General features: G+C 65.0%; 13 protein-coding genes and 1 riboswitch. Of the genes, 10 read left to right on the top strand and 3 right to left on the bottom strand.

The annotated features are described in order from the left end of the window. Positions 1–118 precede the first annotated feature (118 nt). The 4 genes from ftsY to FLO80_RS17030 all read left to right on the top strand — a co-directional run bounded on the left by ftsY (position 119) and on the right by FLO80_RS17030 (position 3,663). Positions 119–1,687, top strand: coding sequence for a signal recognition particle-docking protein FtsY (ftsY, locus tag FLO80_RS17045; protein WP_111367038.1), 1,569 nt, complete (start codon positions 119–121; stop codon positions 1,685–1,687). 64 nt (positions 1,688–1,751) lie between these two features. Next, positions 1,752–2,654 carry an EamA family transporter gene (locus FLO80_RS17040; RefSeq protein ID WP_111367041.1) on the top strand — a complete coding sequence of 301 codons (903 nt, stop codon included), beginning with the start codon at positions 1,752–1,754 and terminating at the stop codon, positions 2,652–2,654. Between the two features lie 13 nt (positions 2,655–2,667). Beyond that, positions 2,668–3,297, top strand: coding sequence for an inner membrane-spanning protein YciB (locus FLO80_RS17035; RefSeq protein ID WP_111367043.1), 630 nt, complete (start codon positions 2,668–2,670; stop codon positions 3,295–3,297). 18 nt (positions 3,298–3,315) lie between these two features. Then, positions 3,316–3,663: a cupin domain-containing protein gene (locus tag FLO80_RS17030; protein WP_111367045.1), complete on the top strand. Its 348-nt coding sequence runs from the start codon at positions 3,316–3,318 to the stop codon at positions 3,661–3,663. A gap of 27 nt (positions 3,664–3,690) precedes the next feature. Here the strand turns inward: FLO80_RS17030 and FLO80_RS17025 are convergent, their stop codons facing one another. Together FLO80_RS17025 and FLO80_RS17020 are read right to left on the bottom strand one after the other, a co-directional pair. After that, positions 3,691–4,398, bottom strand: a complete 708-nt coding sequence (locus FLO80_RS17025; RefSeq protein ID WP_111367048.1) for a glutathione S-transferase N-terminal domain-containing protein — start codon at positions 4,396–4,398, stop codon at positions 3,691–3,693. A gap of 21 nt (positions 4,399–4,419) precedes the next feature. After that, a complete protein-coding gene (locus tag FLO80_RS17020) occupies positions 4,420–5,370 on the bottom strand; it encodes an alpha/beta fold hydrolase (RefSeq protein ID WP_111367051.1) in 951 nt (316 codons plus the stop codon). A gap of 135 nt (positions 5,371–5,505) precedes the next feature. Next, positions 5,506–5,583: riboswitch (SAM riboswitch) on the top strand. 64 nt (positions 5,584–5,647) lie between these two features. Between FLO80_RS17020 and metZ the strand changes: the two genes are divergently transcribed. The 4 genes from metZ to FLO80_RS17000 all read left to right on the top strand — a co-directional run bounded on the left by metZ (position 5,648) and on the right by FLO80_RS17000 (position 10,047). Next, complete coding sequence (gene metZ / locus FLO80_RS17015; RefSeq protein WP_111367054.1) at positions 5,648–6,829, top strand: O-succinylhomoserine sulfhydrylase; 1,182 nt, start codon at positions 5,648–5,650, stop codon at positions 6,827–6,829. Positions 6,830–7,019: 190 nt separating this feature from the next. Beyond that, complete coding sequence (gene folE2, locus FLO80_RS17010; RefSeq protein WP_111367057.1) at positions 7,020–8,114, top strand: GTP cyclohydrolase FolE2; 1,095 nt, start codon at positions 7,020–7,022, stop codon at positions 8,112–8,114. 163 nt (positions 8,115–8,277) lie between these two features. Continuing rightward, positions 8,278–8,502 (top strand): hypothetical protein, encoded by a 225-nt coding sequence (locus tag FLO80_RS17005; protein ID WP_111367059.1) that lies wholly within the window; start codon positions 8,278–8,280, stop codon positions 8,500–8,502. Positions 8,503–8,598: 96 nt separating this feature from the next. Then, the gene (locus tag FLO80_RS17000; RefSeq protein ID WP_111367071.1) at positions 8,599–10,047 is read left to right on the top strand and encodes a TrkH family potassium uptake protein; all 1,449 of its coding nucleotides are present in this window, start codon (positions 8,599–8,601) and stop codon (positions 10,045–10,047) included. Between the two features lie 211 nt (positions 10,048–10,258). Here the strand turns inward: FLO80_RS17000 and FLO80_RS16995 are convergent, their stop codons facing one another. Further along, positions 10,259–11,998 (bottom strand): serine protease, encoded by a 1,740-nt coding sequence (locus FLO80_RS16995; protein WP_111367074.1) that lies wholly within the window; start codon positions 11,996–11,998, stop codon positions 10,259–10,261. Positions 11,999–12,181: 183 nt separating this feature from the next. On the opposite strand from FLO80_RS16995, the gene FLO80_RS16990 reads away from it, so the two are divergent. Next, on the top strand, positions 12,182–13,114 hold the full coding sequence (locus tag FLO80_RS16990; protein WP_111367077.1) for a glycine--tRNA ligase subunit alpha: 933 nt from the start codon (positions 12,182–12,184) through the stop codon (positions 13,112–13,114). Then, positions 13,111–13,638: a DUF6446 family protein gene (locus FLO80_RS16985; RefSeq protein ID WP_111367079.1), complete on the top strand. Its 528-nt coding sequence runs from the start codon at positions 13,111–13,113 to the stop codon at positions 13,636–13,638. Before FLO80_RS16990 ends, FLO80_RS16985 begins: the two co-directional genes overlap by 4 nt. Position 13,639: the final 1 nt, after the last annotated feature.

Here is a 13,639-nt window from a genome sequence, read left to right as displayed (position 1 = left end):
CTGCTTGGCCGCACGATTCTGCCCGGTGCGTGGCCCGTGCCGTCGCCTCAACCTCGCAATGGCGCCTTTTCCTTCCGGCCAAGGCGTATTAACTGGAGTGAAAAGCCGGAGTCTCTCAATGTCGTTCTTCCGAAAACTCAAGGATCGCCTGCTCAAATCCTCCTCCAAGCTGGAGGAAGGGCTGGATGCGATCGTCGAGGATGGCGGCGTCGAGGAAGAGATCGAGCTCGAAACCCCTGACGAGTCGCCGGACCCGGACACGCAACCTGCGCCCGAGACACCGCCCGAGCCCGACCCGGAACCCGACCCCGAACCACAACCCGAAAGCGACCCCGAACCGGCCCCCGAACCCGATCCCCTGCCCATCCCCGACCCCGCGCCCGAGACACCGCCCGCGCCGGAACCGCTCCCCGATGACGAACCTGCACCGCGGCCCGCCCCGCCCGAACAACCGCCGAGCGAAGAGCCGACGCCGCCCCCCGCGCGCCCCGAGTTCGAACCCGACCCGCTGCCCGACCCCACGCCCGAACCCGAGCCGATCCCCGCGCCGGACGACCCCGAAGAACCCGCCCCCGAGGAAGAGCCCCAACCCGGCGAGCGGCCCGACACGTCGCCACCGGAAATCCCCCCGGGCACCGACCCGCTCCCCGAACCCTCGCCCGAGGAGTTTCCCGGCGACAGCCCCGAGGAGTCGCCACGCCCCTCCGATCCCTCGCCCACGCCCGCGCCGCTCGAAATCCCCGAGGCCGGACCCGATGAACTGACCGGCTCGGTGACCTCCGAGCCGACCGAACGGCGCCCCGGGTTTCTCTCGCGGCTCCTGCGGCGCGAAACGAAAACCGTCACGAGGCGGGTGCTCGACGATGACATGCTCGAACAGATCGAAGAGCTGCTCATCGCCTCGGACATGGGCGTCGATACCGCCCTGCGCGTCACCGCCAACATGGCCGAGGGCCGGTTCGGCTCGCGCGTCTCGACGCAGGAGATCAAGCAATTGCTCGCCGCCGAGATCGCCCGCGTGATGGACGAGGTCGCCCGCCCGATGCCGCTTTATCCCGACACGCCGCAGGTCGTGCTGGTGGTCGGCGTGAACGGCTCGGGCAAGACCACCACCATCGGCAAGCTGGCGGCGCAGTTCAAGGCCGCGGGCAAAAGCGTGGTGATCGCCGCGGGCGACACGTTCCGCGCCGCCGCGGTCGAACAGCTGCAGGTCTGGGGCGAACGTGCCGGGGTGCCGGTGCTCACCGCGCCCGAAGGCTCCGACCCGGCGAGCCTCGCCTATGACGCGCTCACCAAGGCGCATGCCGAGGGCGCCGACCTCCTGATGATCGACACTGCCGGGCGGCTCCAGAACCGCAAGGACCTGATGGAGGAACTGGCCAAGATCGTCCGCGTCCTGCGCAAGGTCGACCCCACCGCGCCGCACAACACGCTTCTCGTGCTCGACGCCACCACCGGGCAGAACGCGCTCAACCAGGTCGAGGTGTTCCGCCAGATCGCCGATGTGAGCGGCCTCGTGATGACGAAGCTCGACGGCACCGCCAAGGGCGGCGTGCTGGTCGCGCTGGCGGATAAATTCGGCCTACCGATCCACGCCATCGGGGTAGGCGAACAGATCGACGATCTCGCCCCCTTCGATCCGCAGGATTTCGCTGCCGCTCTCACCGGTCTCGATCGCACGGCATGACCTCCGTGCCTGACCTCCTGATCCCCCCTTCATCGTGCAGGGGAAGACGCGGCGCGGGCCGCGCATGAGCGACTGGATCATCGCACTCGAAGGCACCGCGGCGGGCAAGCAACTCGCCACCTTCCTGGCATTGAGCGCGGCACTCCTGCACGCGATCTTTGGCGCGCTGCAAAAGGGGCGTTACGATCCGTGGCTCTCGCGCGGGGCAATCGACGGCGCTTATGGCCTCATGGCCGCACCCTTCGCCTTTTTCGTCGTGCCCTGGCCCGAGCCGCATATCTGGCCGATCTTCGCCGCCGCCTACGTGATCCACACCATCTACAAGCTCTTGCAGGCCCAGGCCTATTCCAAGGGCGCCTACACGGTCGTCTACCCGGTGGTGCGCGGCACCGGCCCGCTCTTTACCGTGATCGGTGCGTGGCTGCTCTTTGGCGAGGTGTTCAACCCGGTGCAATGGCTGGGCGTGGCGACGCTGGTCGCGGGGATCTACGGGCTTGCGCTCTACAACCTGCGCACCATCACGCTCGATCGTGACACCATGCCTCTGGCGCTGGGGCTGGCGGTGATGACCGGGCTTTTCGTGGCGCTCTACACCACGTGGGATGCTTACGGCATCCGCGCCACCGCCGACCCTTTCACCTTCCTTGCGTGGTTCTTCTTCATCGACGGGCTGACCTTTCCGGTGATTGCCGGGCTGCGCTATCGCGCGATGCTCTCGCCGCCGCCGCTCGCGCCGCTGCTGCGCATGGGGGTGATGGGCGGGCTCATCGCCTTTGCCAGCTTCGGCTCGATCATGCTGGCCACGCGGCTCGACAAGGTGGGGCAGGCGGCGGTGCTGCGCGAAACCTCGACCGTCTTTGCCGCGCTCATCGCCTGGCTCATGCTGGGCGAGCGCACCGGCCCGCGACGAATTGCCCTTATGGCCTTGATCGCCGCCGGGGCCGTGATAGTTGAGTTGGGCGGATAGGAGACCCAGACCCATGAGCGAACCGACCAAACCGACCCGGGAAATCAACCCGATGCTGAAAATGGCGCTCGAACTGGGCCCGGTTCTGGCCTTCTTCGTCGCCTATGTCTGGCTCAAGGATCGCGTCTTCACCATCGCGGGCACCGAATATTCGGGCTTCATCCTGGTGACGGCGGGTTTCGTGCCGCTGATGATCCTCTCGACCGCGATCCTGTGGAAACTCTCCGGCCATCTCAGCCGGATGCAGGTGTTCACCGTTGTGCTCGTGGTGATCTTCGGCGGACTCACCGTCTGGCTCAACGATCCGCGCTTCATCAAGATGAAGCCGACGATCCTCTATCTCGTCTTCGGTGGCATCCTCGGGTTCGGCCTCCTGCGCGGGAAATCGCTCCTGCGGGTGGTGATGGACGCGATGGTACCGCTCACCCACGACGGCTGGATCATCCTGACCCGCCGGCTGATGCTGTTCTTCTTCGGTCTCGCCATCGCCAACGAACTGGTCTGGCGCCTGATGTCCGAAGCCGCCTGGGTCAGTTTCAAGACCTTCGGCCTCACCGCCGCGATCTTTGTTTTCTTCATGACCCAGGGCCGCCTGTTCCGCGATCACGGCACCGGCGAGGGCGACGAGGATTCGCAAGCCTGACGCAGAGGAGCGGGGCGGATGATCGTCAGCACGGATAATGCAGAGCATTACAGGTGGGGCGCGGGCTGTGACGGATGGGTGCTCGCCGGTGGTCCCGATCTTCTGATCATTCAGGAACGGATGCCCCCGGGCACTGCGGAAACCCGGCATGTCCATGAAACCGCGCGACAGTTCTTTTTCGTCCTCTCCGGCGAATTGACCATGGAGCTTGCGGGCAGGATACACCGGCTCGCCCCGCAGCAGGGCATCGAAGTGCCCCCCGGCGAGCCTCACCAGGCCCGCAACGACAGTACCCACGAGGTGGTGTTCCTCGTCACCTCCACCCCCTCCAGCCGCGGTGATCGGATCGAAACCCCCGGCCCGTGAGTGTCGCCACGCGCGCCGCCTTCGCGCTCACTCCTTGCGCCCAAACAGAACCTTGTGGCTCTCCTTGTTCTCCTGCGGCGTCTGGCGCAGCTCGGCATGCAGCGCCCGGCCCGCCTTGACGCCCTCGCGCGCGCCCACCGTCTCCAGCCAGCGGGCGAAATGCGGCTTGTCCTCAAGCGTCTGCTGCTGCCCCTCCCAAAGCGACGCCCAGGGCCAGATCGCCATGTCGGCAATCGAATAGAAATCGCCCGCCACGTATTCGTTCTCCGCCAGCCGCGTATCGAGCACCTTGTAAAGCCGCGCCACCTCGCCGCGATAGCGATCCTGCGCATAAGGAAGCACCTGCGGCGGGTCCATCACGGGCGCGTATTTCAGGAAATGATGCGCCTGTCCGGCCATTGGCCCGACGCCGCCCATCTGCCACATCAGCCATTCCTCGACCGCGATCCGCTCGCGCTCGGATGATCCGTAGAACCGCCCCGTCTTGCGCGCGAGGTACATGAGGATCGCGCCGCTCTCGAACACCGAAACGGGCGCACCGTCCGGTCCCTCGGGATCGACGATCGCCGGCATCCGGTTGTTGGGCGAAATCGCAAGGAATTCCGGCGCGAACTGCTCGCCCTTGCCGATATTGATAAGCTTCACCTCGTAAGGCAGCCCCATCTCCTCCAGCGCGACAGAGGCTTTCCACCCGTTCGGAGTGGGCCAGAAATAGAATTCGATCGGTTTCGTCATGACGCGCCTCCTTTGCGGGCGTCATGATGGCGCATTTCGCCCCATTGGCAAGAGCGCGAGCAACGGTCGCCACGTCACCGGCGCAACCTCGGACGCGGCCCTCGGCGCGGCCACCCGCAGCTTGTCGAGCGCAATGGCCTCCGGCTGCCGCATCAGCGCCGCGTAAAGTGGCAGCGCACCCCGGCGCAGATAGGGCGACCAGTGACAAACGGCGGGCCGCTTCTCGCCCAGCGGATGACCCAGTGCCGCCAGCCGCGCCACCACCTCTGAGCGATCAAGCCGCAGCGTCACCTGCCCCGGCCCGTCGAGCGGCGCACGCCCCAGCACCCGGTCGCCCGGCCGCAAACGCCCCCGCCGCACCGGCCCGACCAGCCGTTCCAGCATCATGTCGAACCCGGCATTCTCGCGCCCGGTGACGGCGATCACCTCGGCCCCCGGCCCGGCACCGCGCGCCAGTGCCGCCTCGGCCGCGCCGCGAAACTCCGCCGGGTTGAGCAGGATCGCCCGCCTCACCGTGCCCGGCTCAAGCTGTGCCATCGCCCGCATCACCACCCGCGCGCCAAGGGAGTGGCCGATCGCGTGCACCTCCCGCCCCGGCGTGGCGGCGCGGATGATCCGCACCGCCCGCGCCAGTGCGCGCCCAGCAATCGCGGCGCGGCGATAGGCATCCCAGATCGTGCCGCGCGCCTCCCAGCCAAGGGCAAGGCCCAGCCCCTCATCCGCCATCCCGCTGCCGAAGCCCAAGCCCCGGGGCCAGCTTTTCGCCTTCCAGCTCGGGCCATCCTCCATCGACAGGATATGCTCATGCGGGCAATGCGCCCCATACCCGGGGCGAAAACTGAACCCGTGCACCATCACGATCACCGGCCCCGCGCTTTCCCGCGCGGCCCGGGCCAGCGCCGCATCCGCCGACCCCGCTTCACGATGCAGCACCAGCCCCGCATCGTCACAATTCACCCGGATCACAGGCATCCGACCTGCTCCTACAACATCTTGTGGGTGTGCTATGGCCCGCCCCCATGAAACCCGCGTGAAACATGGGTTACAAATCCATGACGTTGCCCCCCGGCCACGAATTGAATTGACGCCCGCCCGCCCTGCGATTAAACGCGACCTCGTGGCGATTTGTTACCGGATTGCGGGCCACGTTAAACATGCCGCTAAAGAGGTCATCGCAGGGCTACCCCCGTCGCATGACCGCGGCCGGGGGTTTTTTCTTGGGGCGCGCAGCCCCCGAAAGGAGCGAGTGATGAGCGAGAAATGGAACACCCGCACCGCGCTGGTGCATGGCGGCACCCGCCGGTCGCAATATGGCGAGGTGAGCGAGGCGATCTTCCTCACCCAGGGCTTCGTCTACGACAGCGCCGAAGCCGCCGAGGCCCGCTTTGTCGAAGCGGGCGCGGACGAATTCATCTATGCCCGCTACGGCAACCCCACCGTGGCGATGTTCGAAGAGCGGATCGCCCGGCTCGAAGGGGCCGAGGATGCCTTCGCCACCGCCTCCGGCATGGCCGCGGTCAATGCCGCGCTGATGTCCTGCCTGCGCGCGGGCGATCACGTCGTCGCCGCCCGCGCGCTCTTTGGTTCCTGCCTTTACATCCTCGAAGACCTGCTGCCCCGCTTCGGGGTCGAGGTGACCTTCGTCGACGGCACCGATCTCGACCAGTGGCGCGCCGCCATCCGCCCCGACACCACCGCGATCTTCTTTGAATCCACCGCCAATCCCACCTTGGAGGTGATCGACATCCGGGTGGTGGCCGACATCGCCCATGAACACGGCGCGCTGGTCATCGTCGACAATGTTTTCGCCACCCCGGTCTTTTCCCGCGCCATTTCGCTCGGCGCCGACGTGGTGGTCTATTCCGCGACCAAGCATATCGACGGGCAGGGCCGCGCGCTGGGCGGCGTGGTGCTGGGCACGCGCGATTTCATTCGCAAGACGGTCGAGCCCTACATGAAACACACCGGCGGCGCGATGTCGCCCTTCACCGCGTGGATCATGCTCAAGGGGCTGGAAACCATCGACCTGCGGGTGCGTGCGCAGGCCGCCAGCACCCTCAAGCTGGCCGAGGCGCTCGAAGGTCATCCAAAACTCGCCCGCGTGCTCTATCCGGGCCTGCCGACCCATCCGCAAAACGCGCTGGTCAAGGCCCAGACCGGGCAGGGCGGCACCGTGGTTTCGCTCGATCTCGCGGGCGGGCAGGGGGCGGCCTTCCGCTTCCTCAACGCGCTTGAAATCGCGGTGATCTCGAACAACCTCGGGGATGCGAAATCCATCGCCACCCACCCCGCGACGACGACCCATCAACGCCTCACCGAGGATCAGCGCGCGGCGCTTGGCATCACGCCGGGCCTCATCCGCTTCTCGGTGGGGCTTGAAGACCCCGACGATCTCATCGCCGACGTGATGGCCGCGCTCGACCGCGCCTAGACCCGGCGTTCCATCGTTCGTGAAAAGACCCCGAAACGCGCGCCCCCCGCGTCGTATTTCCCTGCGGCAGGGGCGCAAAAAACTGATCCGTGCCCGTGCCCTCACGTATACGTGGGCATAAGCATTGGCAATTTCGCCCTGTCGGCACTACATTGCGACTGGCAGCATCGGCCCTAAGGGGGGCAGGCACATGAACAAGATCACGCCCGACATCGACAAGGCGCCTTCGCGGGAAGAGGCCGAAACCGCGCTCGCCCGGCTGCGCCAATGGGCCGAGCAGGCGAGCCCCGAGGAACGCGCCGATCTCGACCCCGCGCTTGCCCGCCTGATTCCCGGCGCCGACTACCCCGAGTTTTCGCGCGATTATCCCGAAGGCTTCACCGTCACCCCCGCCTACAAGGCGACGCTGCCCGATCTCCAGAACGGCCCGGCCAGCCTCATTCGTGGCGCAAAACGGGTGATCCAGCATGTCGGCATCTCGAATTTCCGCCTGCCGATCCAGTATCACACCCGCGACAACGGCGACCTGACGCTGGAAACCTCCGTCACCGGCAGTGTCAGCCTCGAGGCCGAGAAGAAGGGCATCAACATGAGCCGCATCATGCGCAGCTTCTATGCCCATGCCGACAAGACCTTCAGCTTCGAGGTGATCGAGGCCGCGCTCGACGATTACAAATCCGACCTTGAAAGCTTCGATGCCCGAATCCAGATGCGCCTTTCCTTCCCGATGAAGGTGCAAAGCCTGCGCTCGGGCCTCGCCGGTTATCAATATTACGACATCGCGCTCGAACTCGTCGAACAGGGCGGGGCGCGGCGCAAGATCATCCATCTCGATTACGTCTATTCCTCGACCTGCCCCTGCTCGCTCGAACTTTCCGAACATGCCCGCTCCGCGCGCGGGCAACTCGCCACGCCGCATTCGCAACGCTCGGTGGCGCGGCTCTCGGTCGAGGTGCGGGATACGGCGAAATGCCTGTGGTTCGAGGATCTCATCGACCTCGCCCGCGCCGCGGTGCCGACCGAAACGCAGGTGATGGTCAAACGCGAGGATGAACAGGCCTTCGCCGAGTTGAACGCCGCCAACCCGATCTTCGTCGAGGACGCGGCCCGGCTTTTCGCCCAGCAACTCGAAGACGACCCGCGCATCGGCGATTTCCGCATAGTCGCCAGCCACCAGGAATCGCTGCATTCCCACGATGCCGTCTCGATCCTGACCGAGGGCGAATTGTTCGAAACCGCCAGCCTCGACCCGCGGCTCTTCACCACGCTGTTCCACGTCGGCTGAACGCACTGACCGGCGCCGATTCCCGCCCCGGCCGCGTGCAAAACGCATGCACCGGGCGGGCGGCAGGGTTGCGAATTTGTCAGTGGTGCTGACCCATTTATCCCTTATCTTGATCAGCAGGGAGGAAACCACAGTCTGACCAAATTCAGGAAAGGTTTCCAAAATGGCTGATATCACATCTCAAATCACGGTCATCGACACCGCCCGCGCACGCGTGGGCCGCTGGCTGGACACGCTCATGGGCAGGCTTGAAACCTATGCCCACATCCGTTCGCGTCGTGACCAGATTGTCGCGCTCGAAGCCCGCTCCGATGCCGAACTGGCAGAGATGGGCCTCAAACGCGAGGATATCGCGCATCACGTCTTCCGCGATCTCTACTACGTCTGAGGTTTTGCCGAGACGTTCCGACTCGGGCCGAACTGCGCCCGTAGGGCGCTCCGATCCCGCTTGACAGTGCGCGCGGAAACTCCCAACGCTCAGCGCATGATCGACCTGCGCCCCGTTGGATATATCATTGGCCTTCTCGTGGCCGTGCTCGGGCTCTTCATGGTGCCGCCGCTCCTCGTGGATCTGGCCGAGGGGCGCGGCCACTGGCCTGCCTTTGCCGAATCCGCGGTGCTCACGATCCTGTTCGGCACGCTCATGGCGCTTGCCTGTCGCAGCGGCATCCGCGACGGGCTGACCATCCAGCACAGTTTTATCCTGACAACGGGGGTCTGGGTCGTTCTGCCGCTGTTCGGGGTATTGCCCCTCATGCTGGGCGAGACCGATCTCAATTTCACCGACGCCTATTTCGAGGCCATGTCCGGCGTTACCACGACAGGTGCGACCGTGATTGTCGGGCTTGACGATCTGCCGGCGGGGCTACTGCTGTGGCGCGGCATCCTGCAATGGGTCGGCGGGCTCGGGATCGTGATCGTGGCGATGATCTTCCTGCCGGTGATGCGCGTCGGCGGCATGCAGTTCTTTCGCAGCGAAGGTTTCGATACGCTGGGCAAGGTGCTGCCGCGCACGATCGACATTTCGCGCGGGTTGTTCGAGGTCTATATCGGCCTCACCGTCGTCGCCATTCTGACCTACCTGGCGTTCGGCATGAACGCGCTTGACGCCACCGTCCATGCGCTCACCTCCATGTCGACGGGGGGGTTTTCCACGTCCGATCTCTCCTTTGCCAAATTCGCCGGGCCAGCCGAATATGCAGGCGTGGTGTTCATGATCGTGGCCAGTGTTCCCTTCGTGCGCCTGCTGCAACTGATGCGCGGCGATCCTGTCCCGATCTGGCGCGACGAACAGGTGCGCACCTATCTGCTCTGGATCGCCTATGCCGTTCTCGGGGTAAGCGCCTCGGTCTTCCTGATCGGCGGACAATACGATGCCGCCACCTTCCGCGAGATCGTGTTCAACGTCGTTTCCCTGTTCTCCGGGACCGGCTATGGCAGTGCGGACGTCACGCTCTGGGGCCCGCTTGCCTTCGTGGTGCTGTTCTCGGTCGGCGCGATCGGCGGCTGCACCGGTTCCACCGTCTGCTCGATCAAGGTATTCCGCTACAAGGTTCTTTTCTCGACCCTTGGCAATCAAGTCCGCCGCATCGGGTATCCGCACCGCGTCCTTCCGCTGCGCATGAGCGGGCGGGCCGTGCCCGATGATGTTGTCACGTCGATCAGCGTCATGTTCACGGTCTACGTCCTGTCACTGGGTCTCCTGTCCGTGGGGCTTGCCTTGACCGGACTCCCCTTTCTCGAGTCGGTTACAGGTGCCTGGACAGCGATCTTCAACATCGGCCCCGCGTTCGGGTCATTGATCGGCCCGACCGGTGCCATGGATGGTTTCCCCGACGCGGCCAAATGGCTCATGACCTTCGGCATGCTACTCGGCCGTCTCGAGATCATTTCGGTCATCGTGCTCGTCCTGCCCGGGTTCTGGAGAGCCTGAGAACCGCCCGCGCGGCTGGTTCCTCGTCACCTTCGGGCGTGGCTCGAATGGCGCGCGCGTTGCGTTAACGCCTGTCAGCCCCGATTTCGCTGCAACGCGGCGGTGTACGGGTAACAGCCGGGCAGCAGCCGGGGATCACCCCCCGATTTTTCGCTGAAAAAATCCTGTTAACCCCACCGTGCGCCAAACTGTGCGCTGACCTGCGCGGGGCTTACCAGCAATTGACCAGAACCGTCATCCCGGCGGCATGATCGGTCAGCGCCTCGGGCGTCATGGTTCTACTGATGGTGCCGGATTGTGCCGTGATTCCAAGGTCTTGCAGCATCGCACGAATGGTCGCCGCATCGGCGGCGAAATGCACGTCCTCGGGCAGTTTGCGCGCGCCCTCGGGCTGCGGCAAAAGCATCCCGAACACGGCCCCGCCCGCATCCATCACCGGGCCCCCCGCATCCCCCGGAAGCGCGTTCAACGCCAGCCTCTTGAGGCTGGATTCGCCGCGCAATCCCTTGATATCACTCAGCGTTCCAAAGGTCAGCGTGGGCGCGCCCAGCCGCCCCTCGTAAGAGAATCCCGACACCGCCACCTCCGATTGCAGCCGCGGATCGCCCTCGCGCAGCGCCGCCACCCGCGCCGGTGCCAGCGCCTCCGTGGCGCGCAGGACCGCAATCCCCTGTGCCGCGTCAAGGCCAAGGATTTCAGCATCATAGCGGTTGTCGAGCGTGATCTTCTCGCAGCCTTCCACCGCCTGCGCCGTGGTCACCACCGTGCCGCGCCCATCAATGAAAAAGCCCGAGCGCGACAAGGACGGCCGCCGGATATCCAGCCCTGAAACAAGGTCGATATTCTGCTCCGTGTCGATTCCTTCGGCGGGGCTCATCACACCGTCCAATCGATTGAAACTCTTGCGCATTTCATCCAGAAGCCGGGTCCGGCGCTCTTCATCGCCGCTGGGCCAGACGAGGGTGAACCCCTTGATCTCGCCGCCCTGCAACCGCGCTTCGGTATGGCTGACGATGTGGGCATCCCGCCCGGTCAGAACGAAATTGTCGCGGTCACGCTCGCGCGGCCCGGTTTCGGGCACGATTTCAAGCGTCTGCATGATGTCGTAAAGCCCGAACAGCGTGTTCTGATCGCCCGGTTGGGAAATCATCAACACTTTTGCGTCAAGCTCCCCGGTGGCGTCGAAATGCACGAATGGCGGTCTGTAGGCGGAAAAGTCCACCACGCCCGTCGGAATCGCCATTTCGATCCCCGCGGTGTCGTCCCGCACCAGCTCGAGGTTCAGACCGTCGAGAATGGCATTGTATTGCCGTTTCAACGCGGCCCGCTGCATGGTGGTCAGGATACCGGTCGGCTCATACCGGTTGTCGCGCTGCCACGCGGCCATCGCGCTGCGCGTGCCGCGCCCGAACGCGCCGTCGATCCCCGCTGTATAGACCCCAGCCCATTGCAGCATCGTCTGAAGCTCCATGCGCTCCTCGCGGGTCAGCGCCGCCTCGTTCCGGCGCGCCTCGGCGGGGGTTTCGTCGATGGGTTTCATCTCCGGCTCGGGCTCTGCCTCGACGGCTTGCGTTTCGATGCTTTCCCGTGGTTCGACCAGGTCGGGCAGGTCCAGCAAATTCGCGCCAACCGGCCAGAATTGTTGACGAAAACTCGCGGTGCGGGCGATGAAACTGTCACGCGGAATCTCACCTTCGGCGCGGTAAACCCGCAACACCCGCTCGGCGTCATCCTCGGTGTAGGGGCCGAGTACGATGCCGTACCAGCCGCTGCTGAGCGCAAACCCGTTCACATCCGGCAGGCGCGCGGCATAGGCGCGGATACGTTCCTGCGCCTGTGACAGGCTGGGCTGCGCTTCCACCTGAACCCACGCGGCGACAAATTGCTGCGCCGCAAGCGGTTGAGCCAGAAGAAAAAGGACGGTGAAAACTGCATGGAACTGTCTGATCATGGTGAAATTAACGCCTTTGCCCTGTCCGCTTTGGTCTTGTTTCCTAGGCGTGTTTTACCAAATCCCGCGCCCGGCGCATCCAAAATATGCGTGAGCCTGCAATTGACCCTTCCGCCCCCCCCGATTAAGCAGGGCGCGAACGCGACCCGAGGCGCGACAAAGGCGCATGAAAGAGGCATTTCAATGACGTCCCGACCGTCCAAACCCCGCAGTTTTCAAGAGATCATCCTGCGGCTTCAATCCTATTGGGCCGCGCAGGGCTGTGCCATGATGCAACCCTACGACATGGAGGTGGGCGCGGGCACCTTTCACCCCGCGACCACGCTGCGCAGCCTCGGCAACCGCCCCTGGGCCGCCGCCTATGTTCAGCCCTCGCGCCGCCCCACCGACGGGCGCTATGGCGAGAACCCCAACCGGCTCCAGCATTATTACCAGTACCAGGTGCTGATCAAACCGAGCCCCCCCGACCTGCAAGAGCTTTACCTCGGCAGCCTCGCGGCCATCGGCATCGACATGGAGCTGCACGACATCCGCTTTGTCGAGGACGATTGGGAATCCCCCACGCTCGGCGCCTGGGGCCTCGGGTGGGAGGTCTGGTGCGACGGCATGGAAGTCTCGCAATTCACGTATTTTCAACAGGTTGGCGGCCATGACTGCCACCCCGTCTCGGGCGAGCTGACCTACGGCCTCGAACGGCTGGCGATGTATGTGCTGGGCATCGACCACGTGATGGACATGCCCTTCAACGACCCCGACGCGCCGATCCCGCTTTCCTATGGCGACGTGTTCCGCCAGACCGAAGAGGAATATTCACGCTGGAATTTCGACGTCGCCAACACCGATGTGTTCCTGCGCCACTTTGAGGAGGCCGAGGCCGAATGCGAGGCGATCCTGTCGCAGGACCATCATGACCCCAAGACCGCCAAGCGCATCGTCATGGCCCACCCGGCCTATGACCAATGCATCAAGGCCAGCCACATCTTCAACCTGCTCGACGCGCGCGGGGTGATCTCGGTCACCGAGCGTCAGGCCTATATCGGCCGCGTCCGCGCGCTGGCCAAGCAATGCGCCGACGCCTTCGTTCTGACCGAGGCCGGGGGGTATGCCGGGTCATGAGCGGCAAGATCATCGCAGGGTTCATCGTCATCGTCTCGCTCATCGCGGGTGCGGCGATCTATTACCTCCAGGTTTACGCCTACTACGAAGAGGTCACGCCCATCGGCACCGGTGACGTGATGCTCACGACCATGACCACCGGCGCGCCCGAACCCATCGTCTATGACGAGTTCCGCGCCATCAACGCCGATAGCTCGCCAATCCGCTACCGCGCCTGTTTCACCACCACGCTTGGCCTCGATGCGCTGCGCACGAGTTATGAACGCTATGACGGGGCCGAACCGCGCGTCGCCCCGCACTGGTTCTCGTGCTTTGATGCCAAGGAAATCGGCCGCGCCCTCGAAACCGGCGCGGCGCATGCCTTCATGGGCACCTCCAACATCGAATACGGCATCGACCGCGTGGTCGCCGTGATGCCCGACGGGCGCGGCTTCGTCTGGCACCAGATCAACCATTGCGGCGAAGTGGTCTTCGACGGCCGCCCCGCCCCCGAAGACTGCCCTCCAAAAGAGCAAGGCAACTGAC

This window comes from Aquicoccus porphyridii (genome assembly GCF_008369105.1).
GTDB classification, from domain to species: Bacteria; Pseudomonadota; Alphaproteobacteria; order Rhodobacterales; family Rhodobacteraceae; genus Aquicoccus; species Aquicoccus porphyridii.
The sequence above is the reverse complement of the archived record's forward strand: the minus strand, read 5'-3'. Positions and strand labels throughout refer to the sequence as shown.

What these genes read in the sequence shown, in the direction of transcription:
- ftsY (WP_111367038.1), top strand. Translation starts at nt 119, where the DNA reads ATGTCGTTCTTCCGAAAACTCAAGGATCGCCTGCTCAAATCCTCCTCC.
- FLO80_RS17040 (WP_111367041.1), top strand. Translation starts at nt 1,752, where the DNA reads ATGAGCGACTGGATCATCGCACTCGAAGGCACCGCGGCGGGCAAGCAA.
- FLO80_RS17035 (WP_111367043.1), top strand. Translation starts at nt 2,668, where the DNA reads ATGAGCGAACCGACCAAACCGACCCGGGAAATCAACCCGATGCTGAAA.
- FLO80_RS17030 (WP_111367045.1), top strand. Translation starts at nt 3,316, where the DNA reads ATGATCGTCAGCACGGATAATGCAGAGCATTACAGGTGGGGCGCGGGC.
- FLO80_RS17025 (WP_111367048.1), bottom strand. Translation starts at nt 4,398, where the DNA reads ATGACGAAACCGATCGAATTCTATTTCTGGCCCACTCCGAACGGGTGG.
- FLO80_RS17020 (WP_111367051.1), bottom strand. Translation starts at nt 5,370, where the DNA reads ATGCCTGTGATCCGGGTGAATTGTGACGATGCGGGGCTGGTGCTGCAT.
- metZ (WP_111367054.1), top strand. Translation starts at nt 5,648, where the DNA reads ATGAGCGAGAAATGGAACACCCGCACCGCGCTGGTGCATGGCGGCACC.
- folE2 (WP_111367057.1), top strand. Translation starts at nt 7,020, where the DNA reads ATGAACAAGATCACGCCCGACATCGACAAGGCGCCTTCGCGGGAAGAG.
- FLO80_RS17005 (WP_111367059.1), top strand. Translation starts at nt 8,278, where the DNA reads ATGGCTGATATCACATCTCAAATCACGGTCATCGACACCGCCCGCGCA.
- FLO80_RS17000 (WP_111367071.1), top strand. Translation starts at nt 8,599, where the DNA reads ATGATCGACCTGCGCCCCGTTGGATATATCATTGGCCTTCTCGTGGCC.
- FLO80_RS16995 (WP_111367074.1), bottom strand. Translation starts at nt 11,998, where the DNA reads ATGATCAGACAGTTCCATGCAGTTTTCACCGTCCTTTTTCTTCTGGCT.
- FLO80_RS16990 (WP_111367077.1), top strand. Translation starts at nt 12,182, where the DNA reads ATGACGTCCCGACCGTCCAAACCCCGCAGTTTTCAAGAGATCATCCTG.
- FLO80_RS16985 (WP_111367079.1), top strand. Translation starts at nt 13,111, where the DNA reads ATGAGCGGCAAGATCATCGCAGGGTTCATCGTCATCGTCTCGCTCATC.